The sequence below is a fragment of the Bacillus sp. G16 genome (assembly GCF_021282335.1).
In the GTDB taxonomy this organism is placed as follows: Bacteria; Bacillota; Bacilli; order Bacillales; family Bacillaceae; genus Bacillus; species Bacillus inaquosorum.
The window spans coordinates 215,305-234,616 of sequence record NZ_JAJSOZ010000002.1; the positions used below are offsets into that span (position 1 = coordinate 215,305).

Annotated in this window: 19 protein-coding genes; 6 read left to right on the forward strand and 13 right to left on the reverse strand. The window is 45.5% G+C overall.

Annotated elements, in window-relative coordinates; genetic code table 11:
* Nucleotides 1-10: 10 nt before the first annotated feature.
* The gene (locus LWH95_RS03095; RefSeq protein WP_232919009.1) at nt 11-895 is read left to right on the forward strand and encodes a permease; all 885 of its coding nucleotides are present in this window, start codon (nt 11-13) and stop codon (nt 893-895) included.
* A gap of 4 nt (nt 896-899) precedes the next feature.
* Complete coding sequence (locus LWH95_RS03100) at nt 900-1,751, forward strand: TIGR03943 family putative permease subunit (RefSeq protein ID WP_232918937.1); 852 nt, start codon at nt 900-902, stop codon at nt 1,749-1,751.
* A 36-nt stretch (nt 1,752-1,787) separates the two neighbouring features.
* Here LWH95_RS03100 and putR read toward each other — a convergent pair whose 3' ends face one another.
* The 7 genes from putR to LWH95_RS03135 form a co-directional block, all read right to left on the reverse strand.
* A complete protein-coding gene (gene putR / locus LWH95_RS03105) occupies nt 1,788-3,023 on the reverse strand; it encodes a proline utilization transcriptional regulator PutR (protein ID WP_003241173.1) in 1,236 nt (411 codons plus the stop codon).
* A 151-nt stretch (nt 3,024-3,174) separates the two neighbouring features.
* Entirely contained in the window at nt 3,175-4,629 is a 1,455-nt protein-coding gene (putP, locus tag LWH95_RS03110) for a sodium/proline symporter PutP (protein WP_407711507.1), read from the reverse strand.
* A 91-nt stretch (nt 4,630-4,720) separates the two neighbouring features.
* A complete protein-coding gene (gene pruA, locus LWH95_RS03115) occupies nt 4,721-6,268 on the reverse strand; it encodes an L-glutamate gamma-semialdehyde dehydrogenase (protein ID WP_003241175.1) in 1,548 nt (515 codons plus the stop codon).
* A gap of 17 nt (nt 6,269-6,285) precedes the next feature.
* Complete coding sequence (gene putB, locus LWH95_RS03120) at nt 6,286-7,197, reverse strand: proline dehydrogenase PutB (RefSeq protein ID WP_232919011.1); 912 nt, start codon at nt 7,195-7,197, stop codon at nt 6,286-6,288.
* 189 nt (nt 7,198-7,386) lie between these two features.
* Nucleotides 7,387-8,169, reverse strand: a complete 783-nt coding sequence (locus LWH95_RS03125; RefSeq protein ID WP_148982886.1) for a nucleotidyltransferase domain-containing protein — start codon at nt 8,167-8,169, stop codon at nt 7,387-7,389.
* A gap of 84 nt (nt 8,170-8,253) precedes the next feature.
* Nucleotides 8,254-9,210: a cephalosporin C deacetylase gene (gene cah / locus LWH95_RS03130; protein WP_119913368.1), complete on the reverse strand. Its 957-nt coding sequence runs from the start codon at nt 9,208-9,210 to the stop codon at nt 8,254-8,256.
* Between the two features lie 71 nt (nt 9,211-9,281).
* Nucleotides 9,282-10,256 carry a LysR family transcriptional regulator gene (locus tag LWH95_RS03135; RefSeq protein WP_133488566.1) on the reverse strand — a complete coding sequence of 325 codons (975 nt, stop codon included), beginning with the start codon at nt 10,254-10,256 and terminating at the stop codon, nt 9,282-9,284.
* Nucleotides 10,257-10,372: 116 nt separating this feature from the next.
* Here LWH95_RS03135 and LWH95_RS03140 point away from each other — a divergent pair, with 116 nt between their 5' ends.
* On the forward strand, nt 10,373-11,131 hold the full coding sequence (locus LWH95_RS03140; protein WP_119913366.1) for a class I SAM-dependent methyltransferase: 759 nt from the start codon (nt 10,373-10,375) through the stop codon (nt 11,129-11,131).
* Nucleotides 11,132-11,161: 30 nt separating this feature from the next.
* Here LWH95_RS03140 and LWH95_RS03145 read toward each other — a convergent pair whose 3' ends face one another.
* Nucleotides 11,162-11,722, reverse strand: a complete 561-nt coding sequence (locus LWH95_RS03145) for a shikimate kinase (RefSeq protein ID WP_060397880.1) — start codon at nt 11,720-11,722, stop codon at nt 11,162-11,164.
* A gap of 270 nt (nt 11,723-11,992) precedes the next feature.
* Between LWH95_RS03145 and tmrB the strand changes: the two genes are divergently transcribed.
* Nucleotides 11,993-12,586 carry a tunicamycin resistance ATP-binding TmrB gene (tmrB, locus tag LWH95_RS03150; RefSeq protein ID WP_060397879.1) on the forward strand — a complete coding sequence of 198 codons (594 nt, stop codon included), beginning with the start codon at nt 11,993-11,995 and terminating at the stop codon, nt 12,584-12,586.
* Between the two features lie 49 nt (nt 12,587-12,635).
* Here tmrB and nadE read toward each other — a convergent pair whose 3' ends face one another.
* Both nadE and LWH95_RS03160 read right to left on the reverse strand, forming a co-directional pair.
* Nucleotides 12,636-13,454 carry an ammonia-dependent NAD(+) synthetase gene (gene nadE / locus LWH95_RS03155; protein ID WP_003241188.1) on the reverse strand — a complete coding sequence of 273 codons (819 nt, stop codon included), beginning with the start codon at nt 13,452-13,454 and terminating at the stop codon, nt 12,636-12,638.
* A gap of 133 nt (nt 13,455-13,587) precedes the next feature.
* Entirely contained in the window at nt 13,588-14,184 is a 597-nt protein-coding gene (locus LWH95_RS03160) for a DUF1989 domain-containing protein (RefSeq protein WP_003241190.1), read from the reverse strand.
* 130 nt (nt 14,185-14,314) lie between these two features.
* Here LWH95_RS03160 and LWH95_RS03165 point away from each other — a divergent pair, with 130 nt between their 5' ends.
* Entirely contained in the window at nt 14,315-15,655 is a 1,341-nt protein-coding gene (locus LWH95_RS03165) for an amino acid permease (RefSeq protein WP_032732283.1), read from the forward strand.
* Between the two features lies 1 nt (nt 15,656).
* On the opposite strand, the gene LWH95_RS03170 is transcribed toward LWH95_RS03165, so the two are convergent.
* The 3 genes from LWH95_RS03170 to LWH95_RS03180 form a co-directional block, all read right to left on the reverse strand.
* Nucleotides 15,657-16,418 (reverse strand): YqcI/YcgG family protein, encoded by a 762-nt coding sequence (locus tag LWH95_RS03170; protein ID WP_232918938.1) that lies wholly within the window; start codon nt 16,416-16,418, stop codon nt 15,657-15,659.
* Between the two features lie 69 nt (nt 16,419-16,487).
* Nucleotides 16,488-17,117, reverse strand: coding sequence for a LysE family translocator (locus LWH95_RS03175; protein ID WP_003241196.1), 630 nt, complete (start codon nt 17,115-17,117; stop codon nt 16,488-16,490).
* Nucleotides 17,118-17,190: 73 nt separating this feature from the next.
* The gene (locus LWH95_RS03180; RefSeq protein WP_232918939.1) at nt 17,191-17,655 is read right to left on the reverse strand and encodes a MarR family transcriptional regulator; all 465 of its coding nucleotides are present in this window, start codon (nt 17,653-17,655) and stop codon (nt 17,191-17,193) included.
* Between the two features lie 112 nt (nt 17,656-17,767).
* Between LWH95_RS03180 and bmr3 the strand changes: the two genes are divergently transcribed.
* Nucleotides 17,768-19,306 (forward strand): multidrug efflux MFS transporter Bmr3, encoded by a 1,539-nt coding sequence (bmr3, locus tag LWH95_RS03185; protein ID WP_232918940.1) that lies wholly within the window; start codon nt 17,768-17,770, stop codon nt 19,304-19,306.
* Nucleotides 19,307-19,312 lie beyond the last annotated feature (6 nt).

Consider the following 19,312-nt stretch of genomic DNA (forward strand, 5'->3'; position numbering starts at 1 on the left):
AGGTTTTATTGTGACAGCACAATCATCTTTTCTTCAGCTGAATTCTATTTTTATCAGCATTTTAATAGAAGCCATTCCGTTTATTCTGATTGGCGTCATACTTTCCGGAATCATTCAAATGTTTGTTTCTGAAGAAATGATTGCGAGGATCATGCCGAAAAACCGCTTTCTCGCCGTTTTATTCGGTGCGCTGGCCGGCGTTTTGTTTCCCGCCTGCGAATGCGGCATCATCCCGATTACGAGGCGGCTTCTGTTAAAGGGGGTTCCTCTGCATGCGGGCGTCGCTTTCATGCTGACCGCGCCTATCATTAACCCTATCGTTTTATTTTCCACTTATATTGCGTTTGGGAATAGATGGAGCGTTGTCTTTTACCGGGGCGGACTGGCGCTCGCCGTTTCGGTGATCATTGGGATCATCTTATCCTATCAATTTAAGGATAATCAGCTTTTAAAGCCTGATGAATCCGGGCATCACCATCATCATCACCACACCCTGCTTCAAAAGCTGGGAGGGACCTTGCGTCACGCCATTGATGAATTTTTCTCCGTTGGGAAATATTTAATCATCGGCGCCTTCATAGCTGCTGCTATGCAGACGTATGTCAAAACATCCACTCTGCTTGCGATCGGGCAGAATGATGTATCCTCTTCCCTCGTGATGATGGGACTGGCGTTTGTCTTGTCGCTTTGTTCAGAGGTCGATGCGTTCATCGCGTCTTCCTTCAGCAGCACATTTTCATTAGGATCGTTAATCGCCTTTCTCGTCTTTGGCGCGATGGTGGATATTAAGAATCTATTGATGATGCTTGCGGCCTTCAAAAAACGATTTGTTTTCCTGCTGATTACGTACATTGTCGTGATTGTCTTAGTGGGATCACTACTGGTAAAGGGGTGATTGGATGTTTCGTCTATTGGTGCTGATGGGATTTACGTTTTTCTTTTATCATCTGCATGCCTCAGGAAATCTAACAAAATATATCAATATGAAATATGCCTATCTTTCCTTTATTGCGATCTTCCTGCTGACTATTCTGACAGTCGTTCAAGCATATGTATTTATCAAGTCGCCTGAAAAAGGCGGGCATCATCATGATCATGATTGCGGGTGCGGCCATGATCACGAACATGAACAAAACAAGCCATTTTATCAGCGTTATTTGATTTATCTTGTTTTTATTTTCCCTTTAGTGTCGGGCATCTTCTTCCCGATTGCGACGCTTGACTCATCCATTGTTAAAACAAAAGGGTTCTCGTTTAAAGCGATGGAGAGCGGGGATCATTACTCCCAAACACAGTATTTGCGGCCAGATGCCAGCCTTTATTACGCGCAAGACAGCTATGACAAACAGATGAAACAGCTGTTTAATAAGTATTCCAGCAAGAAAGAGATTTCTCTGACCGATGATGATTTTCTAAAAGGAATGGAAACGATATATAACTATCCGGGTGAATTTCTCGGGCGGACGATTGAATTTCATGGATTTGCGTACAAAGGAAACGCGATTAACAAAAATCAGCTTTTCGTATTGAGGTTTGGCATCATTCACTGTATCGCTGATTCCGGCGTGTACGGGATGCTTGTGGAGTTTCCGAAGGACATCAACATCAAGGATGATGAATGGATTCAAATTAAGGGCACGCTGGCCTCAGAATATTATCAGCCATTCAAATCAACGCTCCCTGTTGTGAAAGTGACTGACTGGAGCACCATTAAAAAGCCTGATGATCCGTACGTTTACAGAGGATTTTAAGTGAAGACGAAACCAGTACAAGTACTGGTTTCTTTTTTATTTCTTTTTCATCAGCATCAAATCCAGATAGAGCTGGCATCGCGTTCTGAAATCGCTTAAATCAATCGATGTCATTTCAGTAATCTGTTTGATGCGGTAATTCAATGTATTTTGGTGAATAAACAGCTGTTCTGCTGCTGGTTTTGTTTTGCAGTTGTTGAGGAGATAGACTTCCAGCGTTTTCAGTAGCTCGGTGCTGCTTTCTTGGTCCTTTGCTTTTAATAAAGCCAAATCCTTATTCTCGTATTCTAAAAACTCATTTTTCTGTTCAATGCTTTCTAAATAGCGGTAAATGCCGAGTTTGGCATATTCATATGGAATGTTTTCCTGGTTGCCGGTGATTTCTGCGGCTTTGATGACTTCAAGTGCTTCTGTGTAGCTCTTGCCGAGTTTTAAAAGGTGATCATATTCGTTTCCGATACCGATATAAATAGGGGTAGGTATTTTTTGAAAGTGAAAATGTGTTAACAGCTTGTTAATAAATTCTGAAGCTGCCGAGGAGACGGAGCTTTTTTGGGAAAAACTCGCTACGACGATGACAATATTTGATTCGATCGTTAAGACATGACTGACTTTATCCCGTAAATTCAGGTACGACCTGATATTTTCCTTTAAATCCTCAACCGCTTCCCCATCCCCATTCGCGGCGTGCAGGATGACAACTGAAAACATCGAAGGCAGCACGGTGTTGATTCTTTCAGCTTCCCGTCTAAGTTCCTTCTCAGAGATAAATTGCTGATAGATGGCCCGTTTGATGAGATCCTCTGCTTTTTCTTCCTTTTCCTGTTTCAGCTTGTTCGTTTTATAAATGATTTTCCCGACATGAAAGGAGGTCTCATACAAAAAGTCGAGCTCTTCGTCCGTCAGGTTTTGGTCCAGCTCCTGAACCCAGATGTAGCCCATGACTTCCCCTTTATGCTTTGCACTCACGACCACCCTCTGGTTTAACCCAATGCTTTCAATTTTATTGACGCGAAAAGGCTCAGGTTCTGTTTTCAGTTTTTCAATGATTCCGTCCTTCAGAAACCTCTCAAAAATCTGAACCGGACATTTTTTTGAAAAAATAGTCTGCTGGTTGGCAGAATCAAAATGGTTAATATAGTAAGAATTATAGGCTAACAAAAAGAAATCCGCGCTTTCCAGTATGACTGGTTTCTGCAGTTCATAACTGATAAAATCAATCAGCTTATCAACATCTGAAAATGAAAAAACTCTCTCTAAAAGCTCTTCCATACCTTTTTCTCCTATACTTTTTTTACTTTAATCATATCCATACGGGGGCTTTTTGTATAGAAAAAAATACGTTTGTTTCCAAAAGAAAAAACGTCCGCTTAAAAGGAGAAAAGAGGAAAAAGGGACAACCCCTTCCTCCTCCTTTCGATCTTTATTGTGACATTGTATCTTGGTAGTCGTTGAACTGGTCTGTGACAGCTTGTGACGGAGCCTGCGTCAATACACTGACGACAAAAACAGATAATAGACTCGCAGCAAAACCAGGTATCATTTCATACAGAAAGTCCGAAAGACCGGCATTCGCCCAAATGATTACAGTTGCTGCTCCCACAATCATGCCGGCGAGTGCCCCCCATTTGGTCATTCGTTTCCAAAACAGACTGAGCAGTACGACCGGCCCGAATGATGCACCGAAGCCCGCCCACGCGTAGCTGACCAATCCAAGGATCGTATTGTTTTTCTCCCAAGCCAGCAGTAACGCGATGATTGAAACAGCCAGAACAGCCAAACGGCCCAAAAACACAAGCTCTTTATCAGAAGCTGAGCGTCTGAACATCGACTTATACAAATCTTCTACCAGAGAGCTTGATGTCACAAGCAGCTGGGAAGAAATTGTACTCATAATCGCAGCCAAAATAGCTGAAATCAGAAAACCTGTGATAAGCGGATGGAACAAAATATTCCCTAATTGAATAAAAATCGTCTCTGGGTCCTTCAGTGTCATGCCGCGCTGATGGTAGTAAGCGATTCCGCCCAAACCGGTCAGCACTGCGCCGACTGCGGACAAAATCATCCAGCCCATTCCGATTCTGCGCGCTCTTTTGATCTCTTTGACAGACGTTATCGCCATAAAACGCACAATGATATGCGGCTGGCCAAAGTAGCCCAAACCCCAGGCAAACAAAGAAATAATGCCAAGGACGCTTGTTCCTTTGAAAATATTAAACATATCTGGATCCACAGAGCGGATTTCAGCAACTGTATCACCTGCTCCTCCCGTGTGGAAAAACGTAACGATCGGAACAAGAATGAGTGCGGCAAACATAATGATCCCCTGAACAAAATCTGTCCAGCTGACTGCCAAAAAGCCGCCAAACAGGGTATATGCCACAACAACACCAGTCACAATCCACAATCCGGTGTGATAATCCATCCCCAAAATACTGTTGAATAAGACGCCGCCGGATACCATTCCGGACGATACATAAAACGTAAAAAAGACTAAAATCACAATTCCTGAAAACAGTCTGAGAAGCTTTGTTTGATCTCCAAAGCGATTTTCAAGGAATCCTGGAATTGTAATGGAATTCCCCGCTTTTTCAGTATAGGTTCTCAGCCGCGGCGCAACATAGAGCCAGTTCGCCCATGCTCCAAGGCAAAGTCCGAACACAATCCAAACCCCGCTCAGACCTGTTGAAAACATGGCGCCCGGGAGCCCCATCAGCAGCCAGCCGCTCATATCGGCAGCGCCCGCACTGAGAGCGGTTACAGCAGGACCTAAGGAACGTCCTCCCAGCATGTAATCCGTCAGATTCGACGTGCGCTTGTAAGCAAAGTAGCCGATCAGCAGCATCCCCGCCATATAAATACAAATCGAGATAATCAGCTGTGTGTTTTCTATGGCACTTCCTCCTCTTTTTTATAGTATATGGATGAAATGGACATCCCCGCAGGGAGGATGCCCATTTAGTCCCGCTTTAGAACATTTCACTGATTGTTTTTGCCTGCATGTGCAGTGCCAAATAATCCGGCCCGCCTGCTTTTGAATCCGTTCCGGACATTTTGAAGCCGCCAAACGGATGATAGCCGACGATAGCGCCTGTACAGTTGCGGTTGAAGTACAGGTTTCCGACATGGAATTCCTGTTTCGCACGCTCGATGTGCTTGCGGTTGTTTGTGATAACCGCGCCTGTCAAACCGTATTCAGTATTGTTTGCCACCTCTAAAGCTTCATCAAAGTTTGACACTTTAGAAAATGCAACGACAGGTCCGAAAATTTCTTCCTGCATGAGTCTTGCTTTCGGATCAAGGTCAGCGAAGATCGTCGGTTTGATGAAGTATCCTTTCGAATCGTCACCAGTGCCGCCGCTTACTAAACGCCCTTCCTGTTTTCCGATCTCAATATAGCTCATAATTTTATCATAAGAACCTTGGTCAATGACAGGTCCCATATAAACATCCGCACTGTCAGGTTTTGCTGTTACTTTTGATTCCGTAATTTCAATGACACGCTCTAACACTTGATCATACACTTTTTCATGGACAACTGCACGTGAACCTGCAGAACATTTTTGTCCTGCAAAGCCGAACGCTGATGTAAAGATGGATTGAGCCGCCAATTCAATGTCCGCATCCTCATCGACAACAACCGTATCCTTACCGCCCATTTCAGCAATGACACGCTTTAAGTGCTGCTGGCCTGGCTGAACCTTCGCCGCGCGTTCGAAAATTCTCGTACCCACTTCTCTTGATCCCGTAAATGTGATAAGGCTTGTTTTCGGATGGTCAACAAGGTAATCGCCGACTTCCGCTCCGCTGCCGGGAACAAAGTTGACTACGCCTTTCGGCAGTCCGGACTCTTCCAGCACCTCAACGAATTTCGCAGCGATGACAGGTGTTGCGCTGGCAGGTTTTAGAACGACTGTGTTTCCAGTAACGATCGGCGCCACTGTTGTTCCTGCCATGATCGCGAACAAGAAGTTCCAAGGAGGGATGACGACTGTTACACCAGTTGGCGTGTACACATATTGGTTTTTCTCGCCTTCACGGCTGTTGACCGGTTTGCCTTTTGCCAGTTCGATCATTTGGCGCGCATAGTACTCCATGAAGTCAATCGCTTCAGCCGTATCAGCATCCGCCTCGTTCCACGGCTTTCCTGCTTCTTTTACAAGCAAAGCGGAGAATTCATGTTTTCTTCTGCGGACTTTGGCAGCAGCGCGGAACAGGACAGCCGCTCTTTCTTCCGGAGATGTGTATCTCCACTCTTCGAATGCTTTCGCAGCCGCTTCAATCGCTTGCTCAGCGTGTTCTTGGGAAGCTTTTGACACTCTGCCGACGACTTCTTCTTTATCAGCCGGGTTGATAGAAACGATTTTTGCTTCTGTTTCCACTCTCTCGCCGTTAATGACAAGCGGATAGTCTTTTCCTAAATATTCGCTTACTGTCGCAAGCGCTTTTTTAAACGCTTCCACGTTGTTTTGATCTTGGAAATTTGTGAATGGCTCGTGTTTGTAAGGTGTTGTCATGATAATCTCTCCTTTTTTTACTTCTTTGTCATTCCTTTGAAAGCAAATGCAATGTTTGACGGACGTTCTGCAAGGCGTCTCATAAAGTAGCCGTACCAATCTTCGCCGTAAGGCAGGTAGACTCTCATGTTATAACCTTCTTTTACGAGGCTGAGCTGGGTTTGCGACCGCATGCCGTACAGCATCTGAAATTCAAACTTGTCATTGGCAATGCCATTTTCCTTGGCAAGCTGCTTTGTGTAGTCGATCATTTTGTCGTCATGTGTGGCAATCGCTGTATAATGACCGTTTAAGAGCTGCTTCCGGATGATTTTTTTGTAATTTTCATCGACATCGCTTTTCTCCGGGTAAGCTACTTTTTCTGATTCTTTATAAGCTCCTTTTACAAGGCGAAGGAACGGGTTTAAAGAATCCAAATCGTCAATGTCTTTTTCCGTCCGGTACAGATAGGCTTGCAGCACTGTGCTCACATGCTCGTATTTCTTTCTGAAATCTTTGAAAATTTCAAGCGTTTTCTGGCATCTGACTTCATCTTCCATGTCAATGGTGACCATGATTTTATGCTTCTCGGCCGTCTGAAGGATTTTCGTCATATTTTCATATACCAAATCCATATCTATATCGAGACCTAGAGACGTCATTTTTAAAGAAACGTGTGAGTTCAGCTGCTGATCCGCAATCGTCGCAATGGTTTGAATGCACTCTTCCGTACGCTCCCGTGCGACCTCGGCACTGTTCACAAACTCACCTAAATGATCGACAGTAACTGACAAGCCTTGACTGTTAAGCTGTCGAATGGTCGGGATTGAACTGTTAAAATCATTCCCGCCGATAATTTTACCCGCTGCTACCCGGCTTCCCCAGTTCTTTGCCATTTTATTGAGAAAGCCGCTTTTGGATAAAAATAAGAAAAAATCTCTTGTGATCACTTCCAACCTCAACACCCCGCAATCTAAGAAGTATTTGTATGAGTTTATTGTAAATGGACAAAACCGTGGTTCACAATATTCTCAAAATACAAAGATTCTGATAATTTTTGTGGGTTTGCCACAATCAGATAGTTAGAAAGTCGGGGGACATTCTGTCGAATAAAGGAGAAAAGGAAGCGACAAAAAACATCAGCTTCCTCCATCCTTCCACACTTCTTTAACCGTATTCAAAAGCAAACGATTCAATTCAGGTGTCATATCCTTTTTTTCTGCTTTTAGCGATTTTGCTGCTTCCATGATTCTTTCGATTTCCGTTTCAATGAATTGGTGAATGACATGAATTCTCGCTTCGAGATCAAGCTCTTCGCCTCTTTTTTTCCGTTCAAGCAAGGTTTCCATTTCTGCCTTCAGTTCGGGTTCAGTAACAAGTTCATCCATCAAAACCGTAAAATCCATTGGCGGAATGGTTCCGTGCTTTTCAATCCATTTGCAAGCCAAAATAGGCCGAAGCACGTAGAAATATTTTTTGATTTTGACCTCTTGCCCTTGAAGGTAATCCTTGACGTTCCTTCTCGCCATATTGATATAGTGATACACGCTTGCTTCAGGCTTAAATGCCTCCATCCGCAGTTTTCTTAACCGCTCTGCGGTCGTAAATGCTTCATAATACACAATGTCTGAGGACAGCCATTCAAGGAGCGGCGGGTTTGATTTTTTGAAGAGGCGCAGCGTCTTTCTCAGCTCCCAGCCGCTGATATCCAGCAAATCGTGAATCGGTTCCTCAATCACATCCCGCTCCTGCTCAATTGAAAAATACCACTCCTTTTTCGGCACATAAATAAAGCGGACATCATAATCACTGTCCTGCGACGGGAATCCCCATGCGCGGCTTCCTGACTCAACGGCATATACGATTTTGACTCCGTATGACTGCTCGATTCGTTTTAATTCATCAATGATCCTTTGTTTCATATCTATTCGTCTCCAGTCTGTTCTCATTCCGGCAGTTTGCAGAAAAAAACCGCCTGATGATACGCGGCGGCTTTTCCCGTTTAATCAGCCTTTAAGGTGCTGCTTAAAGAAAGCAAGTTTTTCCGTTTGAAAGGCAGGGATATATTCATGCCCGAAGTAGCGGTACACCTTCAGCTCTTTCTCTGTCTTCAAGTGGTTGTATGCGGCAAACACGGTGGACGGCGGCGTGACCTTGTCAATCAGACCGATCGACATCAAAACAGGCACCTTCACTCGGTCAGCGAGATTCATAATATCGAAATATGAAAGTGTCTTCATCGCCTGTTCTTCCGTTTCCGGGCTGCCATTTCTTCTGAAGAAGGAATTAATTTCAAGGTACGGCTGTTCAAGCGCCACATCAATGGCCCGTTCAAAGTTGCTTAAGTAAGGATAATCGGCAACCGCGGCTTTCGGAATGTCTGATAGAGCCGCTGCGGCAATGGTCAAGCCTCCGCCTTGGCTTCCGCCTGTCACACCGATTCTTGTTTCGTCAACTTCGTCAAAGCTGCTGATGACTTCAAGTGCCCGGACGGCGTCCAAATAAACGCCCCGGTAATAGTATGTATCTTTATCAAGAATTCCTTTCGTCATCCAGCCCAAAGCGTGACCGTGCGGAGAAATACTCGTATCCTCGCTGCTCTGCTGGCCGCGGACAAGCATGCCGAATGCGGCGTATCCGTGGAGCGCCCAGTTCACCATTTCATGAATCTCACCGTCATAGCTTGCGTTGTAGCCGTGATATTTAACGATCGCCGGATGCGGGCCTTCCTTGTCAGGCACCGCGTACCATCCGGCAATGCGGGCGTTTCCAAAGCTTTTATATGTGAGGCGGTACACCTTTACTCCATCAGCAGGATAATCAACCGGCTGTAAATCAGGTGCTGCTTGGACTTTCGCAAGTTCATCCAAAGACGATTTCCAAAACTCAGAAAAATCTTTCGGTGCTGTTTGTTCAGGCTTATACGTTTGCAATTGGTCGAGCGGCATATCGAATAGTTGCATTTCCGATTATTCTCCTTTGTTTTATAAGATTTAGTTTGTATTCCTATACTACCACGTTTAGAACCTGTTTTCTAAATATTTTCACTTTTGTTTCCCAGACTGCCTTCATCAAACGTTTGTTTAAGACTTTCCCGGCTCAGTTCCATAAAGGCCTGAGCTGTCAAGCTGACGTAGCGGTTCTTTAAAAATACAAAGACGAGGGTTCGTGATGGCGCTGATTGAATAGATAAATAGATCACACCAGGATCTTTATCCCTTCTGACCATATTCGGCGCCATTGTCACACCTAAACCATTGGCCACAAGGGATTGGGCGGTTTCAATATGGCTCGTCTTAAAAGCTGTATTCGGCTTAAAGCCGCTTTCCGCACAGAGATCGAGAACTGTCCTGCGAAAACCGAAGCCTTCTTTTAACAGAATAAAAGGCACGTGCCTCACCATTTCAAGCGGTACGCACGGCTTGCGGCCCTCCTCTCCCTCCAGCGCTTTCTCAATCAGAGCGATCATTTCCTGCGGCATCCACCTTTGTTTTTCCTTCGGCACTGCGAGAACAATCGGTTCCGTGAGCAACGGTGTAATGGCGAGCCGTTCATCCTCGATCGGCAAGGATAAAACAGAAAGGTCAACCTCTCCCTTTGCCGTCATCTCCTCTAAAGAGACCGGATCTTTTTCAACAAGCTGAACCTCCACATGAGGATAACGGGCCAAAAACTGCTTCAGCAGAGGCGGAAAGATATATCTCCCCGTTACAGCGGGAATCCCAATGGAAAGCTTGTGTCCGAGCCCCTGCGACCGCTCCTGCATCTCCCGGAGCAAATCATCTCTGGAACGAATAATGTCCTCGGCTTTTTCAATGAAACGCCGGCCGTGGGGTGTCAGTGTAACAGAGCCGTGGGATCTGTGAAAAAGGGTAAGCCCCAGCTCAGTCTCAAGCTTTTTGATTTGCTGGCTGAGAGATGGCTGAGCGATATGAAGATGATCTGCTGCCTTTGTAAAGCTTTGGCGCCGGGCGATTTCCGCTGCGTATTCCATCACTTTAATATCCATTTCAGCCTCCATAGGTTGATCCTATCGTTTTTATCATTTTTATATCTTGGACGAATCATAACAGAAATTGCTAACATAATCCATATCATCATTTACAAAAAAAGGGGCTGGTTCACATGACAAATGAAACACCGTTTTCTATTAACGCCGAGATGTATCGGGATGAGAAGGTATTTGCTGAAGGCGAAGATTTGGGGTTGATGATCAAAACGGCGGAATGCCGGGCAGAGCAGCGGATGCTGGATATCGGAGCAGGTGCTGGCCATACGGCGCTGGCATTTTCTCCATATGTGCAGGAATGCATCGGTGTTGATGCGACGAAAGAGATGGTTGAGGTTGCGTCCTCCTTTGCGCAAGAAAAAGGAGCGGGAAACGTACGCTTTCAGCAAGGAATGGCCGAGTCACTCCCCTTCCCCGACGATTCATTTGATATCATCACCTGCCGATACGCGGCCCACCATTTTTCAGATGTCCGCAAAGCCGTCAGCGAAGTTGCACGCGTCCTGAAAAAGAACGGACGTTTTCTCTTGGTCGATCATTACGCGCCTGAAGATCCCGTTCTTGATGAGTTTGTCAATCATTTGAACCAGCTCCGAGACCCTTCCCATGTTCGGGAAGGCTCATTATCAGAATGGCAGTCAATGTTCACCGCCAATCAGCTGAGCTATCAAGACATCCAAAAGTGGAATTTGCCGATTCAATACGAAAGCTGGATCAAACGTGGCGGAACCCCCGCCGATCGGGAAAAACAGATTATCAGCCATTTACATCAGGCATCAGAAGAAGCACGTGATACGTTCTCCATCAAATTGAAACAAAACGGACAGCCTGACTCCTTTTGCTTAAAAGCCATTTTGATACAAGGCGTAAAATGATAAATAAAGCCGTGCGCACCGCACGGCTTTTTACATTGGCTGATAAAGATCCCAGCCGATTTTTAATGTCTCTACAATATAATCGGCGACCTCCTCAGGAGAAAGGTTGTCTGTTGCCACTTTTGAATTGTGTTTGTTGTAAATGACTTTTCTTTCGTTAAACAGTTGTTCCATTTCATCCATTGAACGGTTATGCAGCACAGGGCGGCTCTCGATCAATAAGTCCGCGCGCTGCTTCCAGTTCTCCCATGACAGGTCCAAATGAAGCACGAGACAGTTTTCCAGACAGCACTTTCTGATTTCCTCTTGTTTAAAAGACCCGCCGCCCAGAGATACAATTTTGAATCGTTTATGATGGCAGATGTCTAAAATATATTCCTTCTCCGTTTTCCGGAAAAAGTCTTCTCCCTTTTCCTCAAACATCTCAGGAATTGTCATCTTGAAATCCTTTTCGATCTCTTGGTCAATATCGATAAAATCTCTATATAATTTCTTAGCGACCAATTGGCCGATTGTCGTTTTTCCTACACCCATGAATCCGATCAGGACGATATTTCTTTCTCTTACTGGGATGGCTCGTTTAGCGTTCATCTTCGGCGAAATCCTCCTAAGGAATGAAATTTTATATTCATTATATGCTTATTTTACGAATATTTATATAGATACCGGCTTGCCCGTCCTTTTCCGTTCAAACGTTTTTGCCTGAATGACATTCATTGTACAACATTTCCACAGATATTTTAATACTTCGACGCAAAAAAGCATTAAAACCTTTCAACTCACTGCTTTTATTGTTTTTCCTGCTGACTCTTCGATGGAAGGGTCTTTTTTTGTATCATAAGTGAGAAGGGAGAAATGGAGATGATCATTTGGATAAACGGGGCTTTCGGTTCCGGAAAAACACAAACAGCCTTCGAACTGCATAGAAGGCTGAAACCGTCGTACGTGTATGATCCTGAGAAAATGGGATTCGCGATGCGCTCTATGATACCGCCGGAGATCGCGGAGGACGATTTTCAAAGCTATCCCTTATGGCGGGCGTTCAATTACAGCTTGCTCGCCTCCCTGACCGATACATACCGCGGCATCATCATTGTGCCTATGACGATTGTACACCCTGAATACTTTAATGAGATCATCGGCAGGCTCAGACATGACGGCCAGACGGTTCACCACTTTACACTAATGGCTTCAAAGGAAACCTTGTTAAAACGGCTGCGCACAAGAGCAGAAGGAAAAAACTCATGGGCCGCCAAACAAATCGACCGCTGCATTGAAGGATTGTCATCACCAGTCTTTGCAGATCACCTCCAAACAGACAACATGTCGATTCAGGATGCGGCAGAAACCATTGCCGCGAGAGCCAAGCTTACATTAGACCCTGATACGAGAGGCAGCCTCCGAAGGTTTACTGACAGATTGATGGTAAAGCTGAATCATATCCGCATCAAATAAAGATCCTGCACATGACAAAAGCCCGCTCCGAGAGCGGGCTTTCTTCATTTTATTTCCACCAGTCATCAAACATAGACGCCGGAACCTGACGTTTATGCTCAGTTATGCTATAGCGTTTTTCCAGCGCTTCTGACACTTTCGCTGATACTTCTTTCCCTTCGAGATAATCGTCAATCTCCTCATAGGAAATGCCAAGCTCTGTCTCATCCGCCTGCTGCGGTTTTTCGTCGAGCAGATCGGCAGTTGGTTCTTTTAGGTATAAGCGTTCCGGTGCACCCAGCTCTTTTAGCAGGCTTCTTCCCTGACGCTTCGTCAATCCAGTCAGCGGCAGGAGGTCGGCTCCGCCGTCACCGTACTTCGTAAAGAAACCAGTGACAGCCTCAGCTGCGTGGTCAGTGCCAATGACAAGAAGGCCTTCTTGTCCGCCGATCGCGTATTGAGCGATCATTCTTGTTCTTGCTTTTACGTTCCCTTTATTAAAGTCAGTCAGCTGATCGCCCGTTTCCTGCTGATATTGATCAGAAAAAGCGCTGACGGTCGATTTAATGTCGAACTTCCATGATTTATCCGGCTTAATAAACTTCAAAGCAAGCTGGGCATCGTCTTCATCCTGCTGTGTGCCATGCGGAAGACGGACCGCGATAAATTGAGCGTCTCCGCCCTCCTCGCGAATGCTTTCCACCGCCAGCTGAGCAAGGCGCCCCGCAAGAGTTGAATCCTGTCCGCCGCTGATTCCCAATACAAAGCCCTTAGCGCCGGTTTTCTTTACATATTGTTTTAAAAAATGGATTCGGTCCTCAATTTCTTGCTTTGGATCAATTGAGGGCTTCACATGTAATTCACGCATAATCTTTTCCTGCATGCTCATCCCAATCATTCCTCCTGTACAGTTTCGCTGTTTCTTATTTGATCATTTCCCCAAATTGACGAAAATGAATCATGACAGTTATGTATCCCTATTAAATATAGCACAGGTCTTCATTCACAGTGAACAAGAGAGATCAGCTGACTTCCACCCGTATTGACGTTACACTATCGCCATTGCACTTACCTTTTTCTATCGGGCAGGAAGAAAACGCGACAACCAAATCCATTTCCGCCCGCAGCCTTACATAATCCCCGGCATTTGAAAGCGGCGTTTCCACAGACAGGTTCCCTTTCTGATCAAGGACAGTATTCATAAAAATCGCAAAAGGATAATGCATGTGAGGCTTCGGTACGCCAAACTGCTCAAGCGCACGGTTCATATTGTCATAGCACGTATCCTGAAACTCATCCTTTTGCTTGCCGTATAAAAGCCTGTTCATATCAGGACGGCAGGCGGGAAGCAGCAGATCATGCTTGCCGACCGTATCCTCAATCAGCGTCAGCATCGGTTTGTACAGATTGGAATAGAGATGGTCGTTGACCTTCACATGAATGGAATGATTGGCATCAATCGTCGCTCCCTGATCAAGGTGTTCATAAAAATCCTTGGCATGGTACGCGACAAAATCAGCAACCTGCTGGCCCTCAACATCAACCACCTTCAAAATCTGCCCCTTTTTCAGCTTCAGCCCAAGCCCTTTCTTCGGCTCTACGATATATCGCTGTGTCATCGGCTCGCTCCTTTTTTCCATTAGTATGAGCGTTCGCCGCCTTCTCCATGTAAAAAGAGGCAAAAATCCGATGTATATAAGCTTCGGGCGGGTCGCAATCTAACCTTAGATAAAAGGGGTTGAAATGATTATGAGTCAAACAAAACAAGATCAGCAAAAAGGAAATTTAGCTTGGTGGCAGCTGTCATTAATCGGGATAGGATGCACAATCGGAACTGGATTTTTTCTCGGTTCCAGCATCGCAATAGTGAAAAGCGGTTTTTCCGTTCTGCTTTCATTTCTAATTGGAGCGATCGGTACGTATTTTGTATTCGAACAGCTTGCCAAGCTGTCTGCAAAACATCCTGAAAAAGGCTCGTTTTGTTCGTATGCGAGGAAAGCATTCGGAAGATGGGCCGGCTTCAGTAACGGCTGGGTGTACTGGACATCAGAAATGCTGATTACCGGAAGCCAGCTGACAGCCATTTCACTATTTACGAAGCATTGGTTTCCTCAGGTGCCGTTATGGGTGTTTGCTTCAATCTACGCGGTACTTGGGCTTCTCATTATTTTCACCGGACTGTCTGTTTTTGAGAAGACTGAAAATGTACTGGCAGTCATCAAAACAGCCGCTATTTTTATGTTTATTGTCATTGCCATCCTGGCATTATGCGGCATCCTGTCCGGCGGAAGGCCTGATGTACAGGTTCCAAATAAGACGAGTGAGTTTTTCCCTTTCGGCGCCATGGGGCTGTGGACAGGCTTAATCTACGCGTTTTACGCCTTTGGCGGAATTGAGGTCATGGGGCTGATGGCGGTCCACTTAAAGAAACCAGAGGAAGCGTCTAAATCAGGAAAACTGATGCTGGCGACGCTTGCGATTATTTATATTATTTCAATCGGGCTGGCTTTGCTTTTGGTTCCGTTACACAAGTTTACAGAACAGGACAGCCCGTTCATTACGTCGTTAAAAGGATACAACCTTGAGATCATTCTCGATATTTTTAACGGGATTTTCATTATCGCCGGGTTCTCGACCCTCGTCGCTTCGCTATTTGCGGTTACGACATTGCTTTGTACGATGGCTGATGACGGCGACGCGCCGAAATGCTTTACCTTAAAGGAAGGCAAAAAAATATGCTGGCCGGCACTGGGGCTGACGTTTGCAGGGCTTGTCTTATCCATTATTCTGTCCCTGGTGCTGCCCAAAAACATTTATGAGCACATGACGACAGCAGCGGGGCTTATGCTTTTATACACTTGGCTGTTTATCCTGTTCTCCAGCAAAAAGCTGACTGATCCTGAGGGAATGGGCAAAACGCAAATTTATTTAGCGATGATTCTGATTGCTGCGGCTGTGTCAGGTACATTGTTTGAAAAATCAAGCCGGCCCGGTTTTTTTGTGAGCATAGGTTTTCTCGCGATTATTGCCGTCGTTACCATGATCTATCAAAAAAAGCAGGGACATAAAGACCGCCCTGCCAGCTCGTGATTTATTTCATTTTGTTGAACATGTTCTTTAAATAAGAAAACGGACACTTTGATACCTGTTTTTCGTCGTCACGGAGGAAATACTGTTTCCATTCGCGATTATCCTTTCCTCCGTACCAGCCTAATTGCGGGTGAATCGGAGCTTGATCGTAGGCCTTTAAACGGGATCGGATCATTCTGCTCATGTTGCGGCCGGATACAGTTGAACCATTTAGGTCATCAAACACCCACCTTGGCTGAAACGCGATCATAAAATAGGGAAAGCTCCGGCTTCTTCTCGCCTCGTGCCCCGGTGTAGCGCACAGAATAAAGTATGGCTCACCGTCAAAACAAAACTCCCATTTATAATGCTCGGGATCGGCCGGAATGTCTTCCGGCCACTCTTTTTCATCTTGATGACTCAGTCTATTTAAAAAGCTCCAAAACAGCTCTTCATACGCTTCAATCGAATAGTGCTCAGCCAAATCTTCCGGTGTATCAAACAACACAACGAGAGATGCATACTTTCCAGTGTCCCGCGATATCTTTCCGTACTCCGCAAGCAATGGAGCCAGTTCCTCCGCCGTTCGGTTTTCCCGCGGATCTCCGGCAAAAGCAATGCGAAGCTGATCATTCAGAAATGACTGGCGTCCGGGAATGCATGGAAACGTATCCGCGTCATCCGCCACAGTTTCTGCCAGCAGCTCAAAAGCGATTCTTTGCCATTCAGGAAGCTCATCTTGATTACGTTCCAGAAAACTTTTGGTGTAAATCCCATTCACCATTGATCCACCTCCAGTATCATCTGGATACTATATTAAAACTGGAGGCGGCAGGTGACTGTCCTTCATGAATCAGCCCAGTAACTGTTTGATGCCCTGATAACCGAAGTAAAAGCCAAATACAAGGAGGGATACACCAGCGATTCCGGTCAATCCCCTCAATAGCTTTTCATGAAGCAGATTTCTGAACATGCTGGCTGTGATAGCCATGCAAAAATCCCAGATTAAAATGCCGATCATGATGCCGGAGCTATAGATAAGAAGCTGATTCATATTGTAGGCCTCTGCTGTTTTCGCAAGTATGCTTCCGTAAATCCCAAGCCAAAAAAGGATGCTCAATGGATTTGACAGTGAAATGAGAAAACCCGAAGCGAACGTTTTCCTGTATGACGCTTTTCCCCGTGAGCTTCGCACATTCATCGGTTCTCTGACATTTTTCAGTGTTTCAATTCCGGTATAGGTCAGAACAAAAAAGCCGAAGAGCCACAAAAACGTTTTCACAAACGGAGCAGTCAAAAACTGCGACAGCCCGAAATAGATAAAAAGCATGTACAGTCCGTCCGCTGTCATGGCGCCTAAACCAAAAATCCATGCATGCCAAAAACCGTTTTTAATTCCTTTGTCTATTTGCGCCGCATTTACTGGTCCCACAGGCGCAGACAAGGACAGTCCCAGCACAATATAGCTCAAAAAAATGTTCACCGGCCCGTACTCCCTTCTCTTACGTAACTTGTACAATTTATTCGGGAACGGGCCAAGCTATGCACAATTTCGCTTACTGTTTCAGACGTTCAAGCTCTTCCTCCATAATATCGGCAGCTTTGCCTACGAAGCTGAAAATGAGTTCCAGTTCCTCTTCCGTATACTCGCGGCACAAATCTATCGTCGACTCTGACAGAGAGCGGAACAAATCCTTTACATGTTTTTTCGAAGCGGTCAAAGGGACGATCATGACTCTTCTGCGGTCGTTCGGGTCCTTTTCACGAGCCACATACCCCGCTTTTTCTAACCGATCAACAAGCGCTGTGACAGAACCTGTGCTGAGGCCTGTCTTTTTCCCCAGCTCTCCGGCCGTCATCGGTCCCGCTTCATTTAAGATGTCAGCTGATTTCAAATCGGTGGGAAACAGACCGAGAGCCTGAGCGGCTGCCTGATGAAACAGAACCGTTCTTGTGCCCAATTTCCGAAAAAGCTGAACGGCAGTCTTTTCCAACTCACTTCTGGAATTTCTTGTTGACAACTGACAGTCCTCCCTATAGAATCGAATTTATCTTGATAATCGAGATATTCAATGATCAAACTATTATCATGATATCAGAACTTACATAGAAAAGTAAGAGGAGGTAGAACAAATGGACACAACATCAGCAAAACAGGCTTCCACCAAATTTGTGGTCCTCGGTCTCCTGCTGGGCATCTTGATGTCTGCAATGGACAATACGATTGTTGCGACGGCGATGGGCAGCATCGTAGCGGATCTTGGAAGCTTTGATAAATTCGCTTGGGTGACGGCATCCTATATGGTGGCGGTCATGGCTGGAATGCCGATTTACGGCAAGCTTTCCGATATGTACGGCCGAAAACGCTTTTTCCTGTTTGGACTTATTTTTTTCTTAATCGGGTCGGCTTTATGCGGAATTGCACAGACGATGAATCAGCTGATCATTTACCGGGCCATTCAAGGGATTGGAGGCGGCGCGCTCCTGCCGATTGCCTTTACCATTATCTTTGATTTGTTTCCGCCGGAAAAACGCGGAAAAATGTCCGGCATGTTCGGTGCTGTATTCGGATTATCCAGTGTTCTTGGGCCGCTGTTAGGCGCGATCATTACAGATTCGATCAGCTGGCACTGGGTGTTTTACATCAATGTGCCGATCGGCGCATTGTCATTGTTTTTCATTATTCGCTACTACAAAGAATCTCTGGAGCCCAGAAAGCAGAAAATTGACTGGGGCGGCGCGGTTACCTTAGTCGTATCCATTGTATGCCTGATGTTCGCCCTTGAGCTTGGCGGCAAAACATACGATTGGAATTCCATTCAGATCATTGGCCTGTTTATTGTATTCGCTGTTTTCTTCATTGCCTTTTTTATTGTGGAGAGAAAAGCGGAAGAGCCGATCATTTCTTTCTGGATGTTTAAAAACCGTTTGTTTGCCACAGCACAGATTCTCGCTTTCCTGTATGGCGGAACATTCATTATTTTAGCGGTATTTATTCCGATTTTCGTTCAGGCGGTATACGGCAGCTCAGCGACAAGCGCGGGCTTTATTCTGACGCCGATGATGATTGGATCAGTCATCGGGAGCATGATCGGCGGGATCTTCCAAACGAAGGTCAGCTTCCGCAATTTGATGCTGATATCTGTTATCGCTTTCTTTATCGGCATGCTGCTTCTTTCCAATATGACGCCTGACACAGCACGGGTATGGCTGACCGTCTTTATGATGATTTCAGGATTTGGTGTAGGCTTTAACTTCTCCCTGCTGCCGGCGGCTTCTATGAATGATCTTGAGCCTCGTTTTCGGGGAACGGCCAACTCTACAAATTCATTTTTGCGGTCATTCGGCATGACCTTGGGCGTCACCATTTTCGGAACGGTGCAAACAAACGTATTCACAAACAAGCTGAGCGACGGCTTCAGCGGCATGAAAGGCTCAGCGGGCTCAGGCGCCGCGCAAAATATCGGCGACCCGCAGGAGATTTTCCAAGCAGGAACACGTTCCCAAATTCCTGAGGCGATTCTGAATCGCATTATTGACGCGATGTCATCAAGTATCACATATGTCTTTTTGCTCGCTTTGATTCCAATTGTCCTCGCGGCGGTTACCGTTTTGTTTATGGGAAAAGCCAGAGTGAAAACAACAGCGGAAATGGCGAAGAAAGCAAATTAACAAAAA

What these genes read in the sequence shown, in the direction of transcription:
- LWH95_RS03140 (WP_119913366.1), top strand. Translation starts at nt 10,373, where the DNA reads ATGACAAATGAAACACCGTTTTCTATTAACGCCGAGATGTATCGGGAT.
- nadE (WP_003241188.1), bottom strand. Translation starts at nt 13,454, where the DNA reads ATGAGCATGCAGGAAAAGATTATGCGTGAATTACATGTGAAGCCCTCA.
- pruA (WP_003241175.1), bottom strand. Translation starts at nt 6,268, where the DNA reads ATGACAACACCTTACAAACACGAGCCATTCACAAATTTCCAAGATCAA.
- LWH95_RS03135 (WP_133488566.1), bottom strand. Translation starts at nt 10,256, where the DNA reads ATGGATATTAAAGTGATGGAATACGCAGCGGAAATCGCCCGGCGCCAA.
- LWH95_RS03145 (WP_060397880.1), bottom strand. Translation starts at nt 11,722, where the DNA reads ATGAACGCTAAACGAGCCATCCCAGTAAGAGAAAGAAATATCGTCCTG.
- LWH95_RS03160 (WP_003241190.1), bottom strand. Translation starts at nt 14,184, where the DNA reads ATGACACAGCGATATATCGTAGAGCCGAAGAAAGGGCTTGGGCTGAAG.
- LWH95_RS03100 (WP_232918937.1), top strand. Translation starts at nt 900, where the DNA reads ATGTTTCGTCTATTGGTGCTGATGGGATTTACGTTTTTCTTTTATCAT.
- LWH95_RS03170 (WP_232918938.1), bottom strand. Translation starts at nt 16,418, where the DNA reads ATGGTGAATGGGATTTACACCAAAAGTTTTCTGGAACGTAATCAAGAT.
- LWH95_RS03125 (WP_148982886.1), bottom strand. Translation starts at nt 8,169, where the DNA reads ATGAAACAAAGGATCATTGATGAATTAAAACGAATCGAGCAGTCATAC.
- putR (WP_003241173.1), bottom strand. Translation starts at nt 3,023, where the DNA reads ATGGAAGAGCTTTTAGAGAGAGTTTTTTCATTTTCAGATGTTGATAAG.
- bmr3 (WP_232918940.1), top strand. Translation starts at nt 17,768, where the DNA reads ATGGACACAACATCAGCAAAACAGGCTTCCACCAAATTTGTGGTCCTC.
- cah (WP_119913368.1), bottom strand. Translation starts at nt 9,210, where the DNA reads ATGCAACTATTCGATATGCCGCTCGACCAATTGCAAACGTATAAGCCT.
- tmrB (WP_060397879.1), top strand. Translation starts at nt 11,993, where the DNA reads ATGATCATTTGGATAAACGGGGCTTTCGGTTCCGGAAAAACACAAACA.
- LWH95_RS03165 (WP_032732283.1), top strand. Translation starts at nt 14,315, where the DNA reads ATGAGTCAAACAAAACAAGATCAGCAAAAAGGAAATTTAGCTTGGTGG.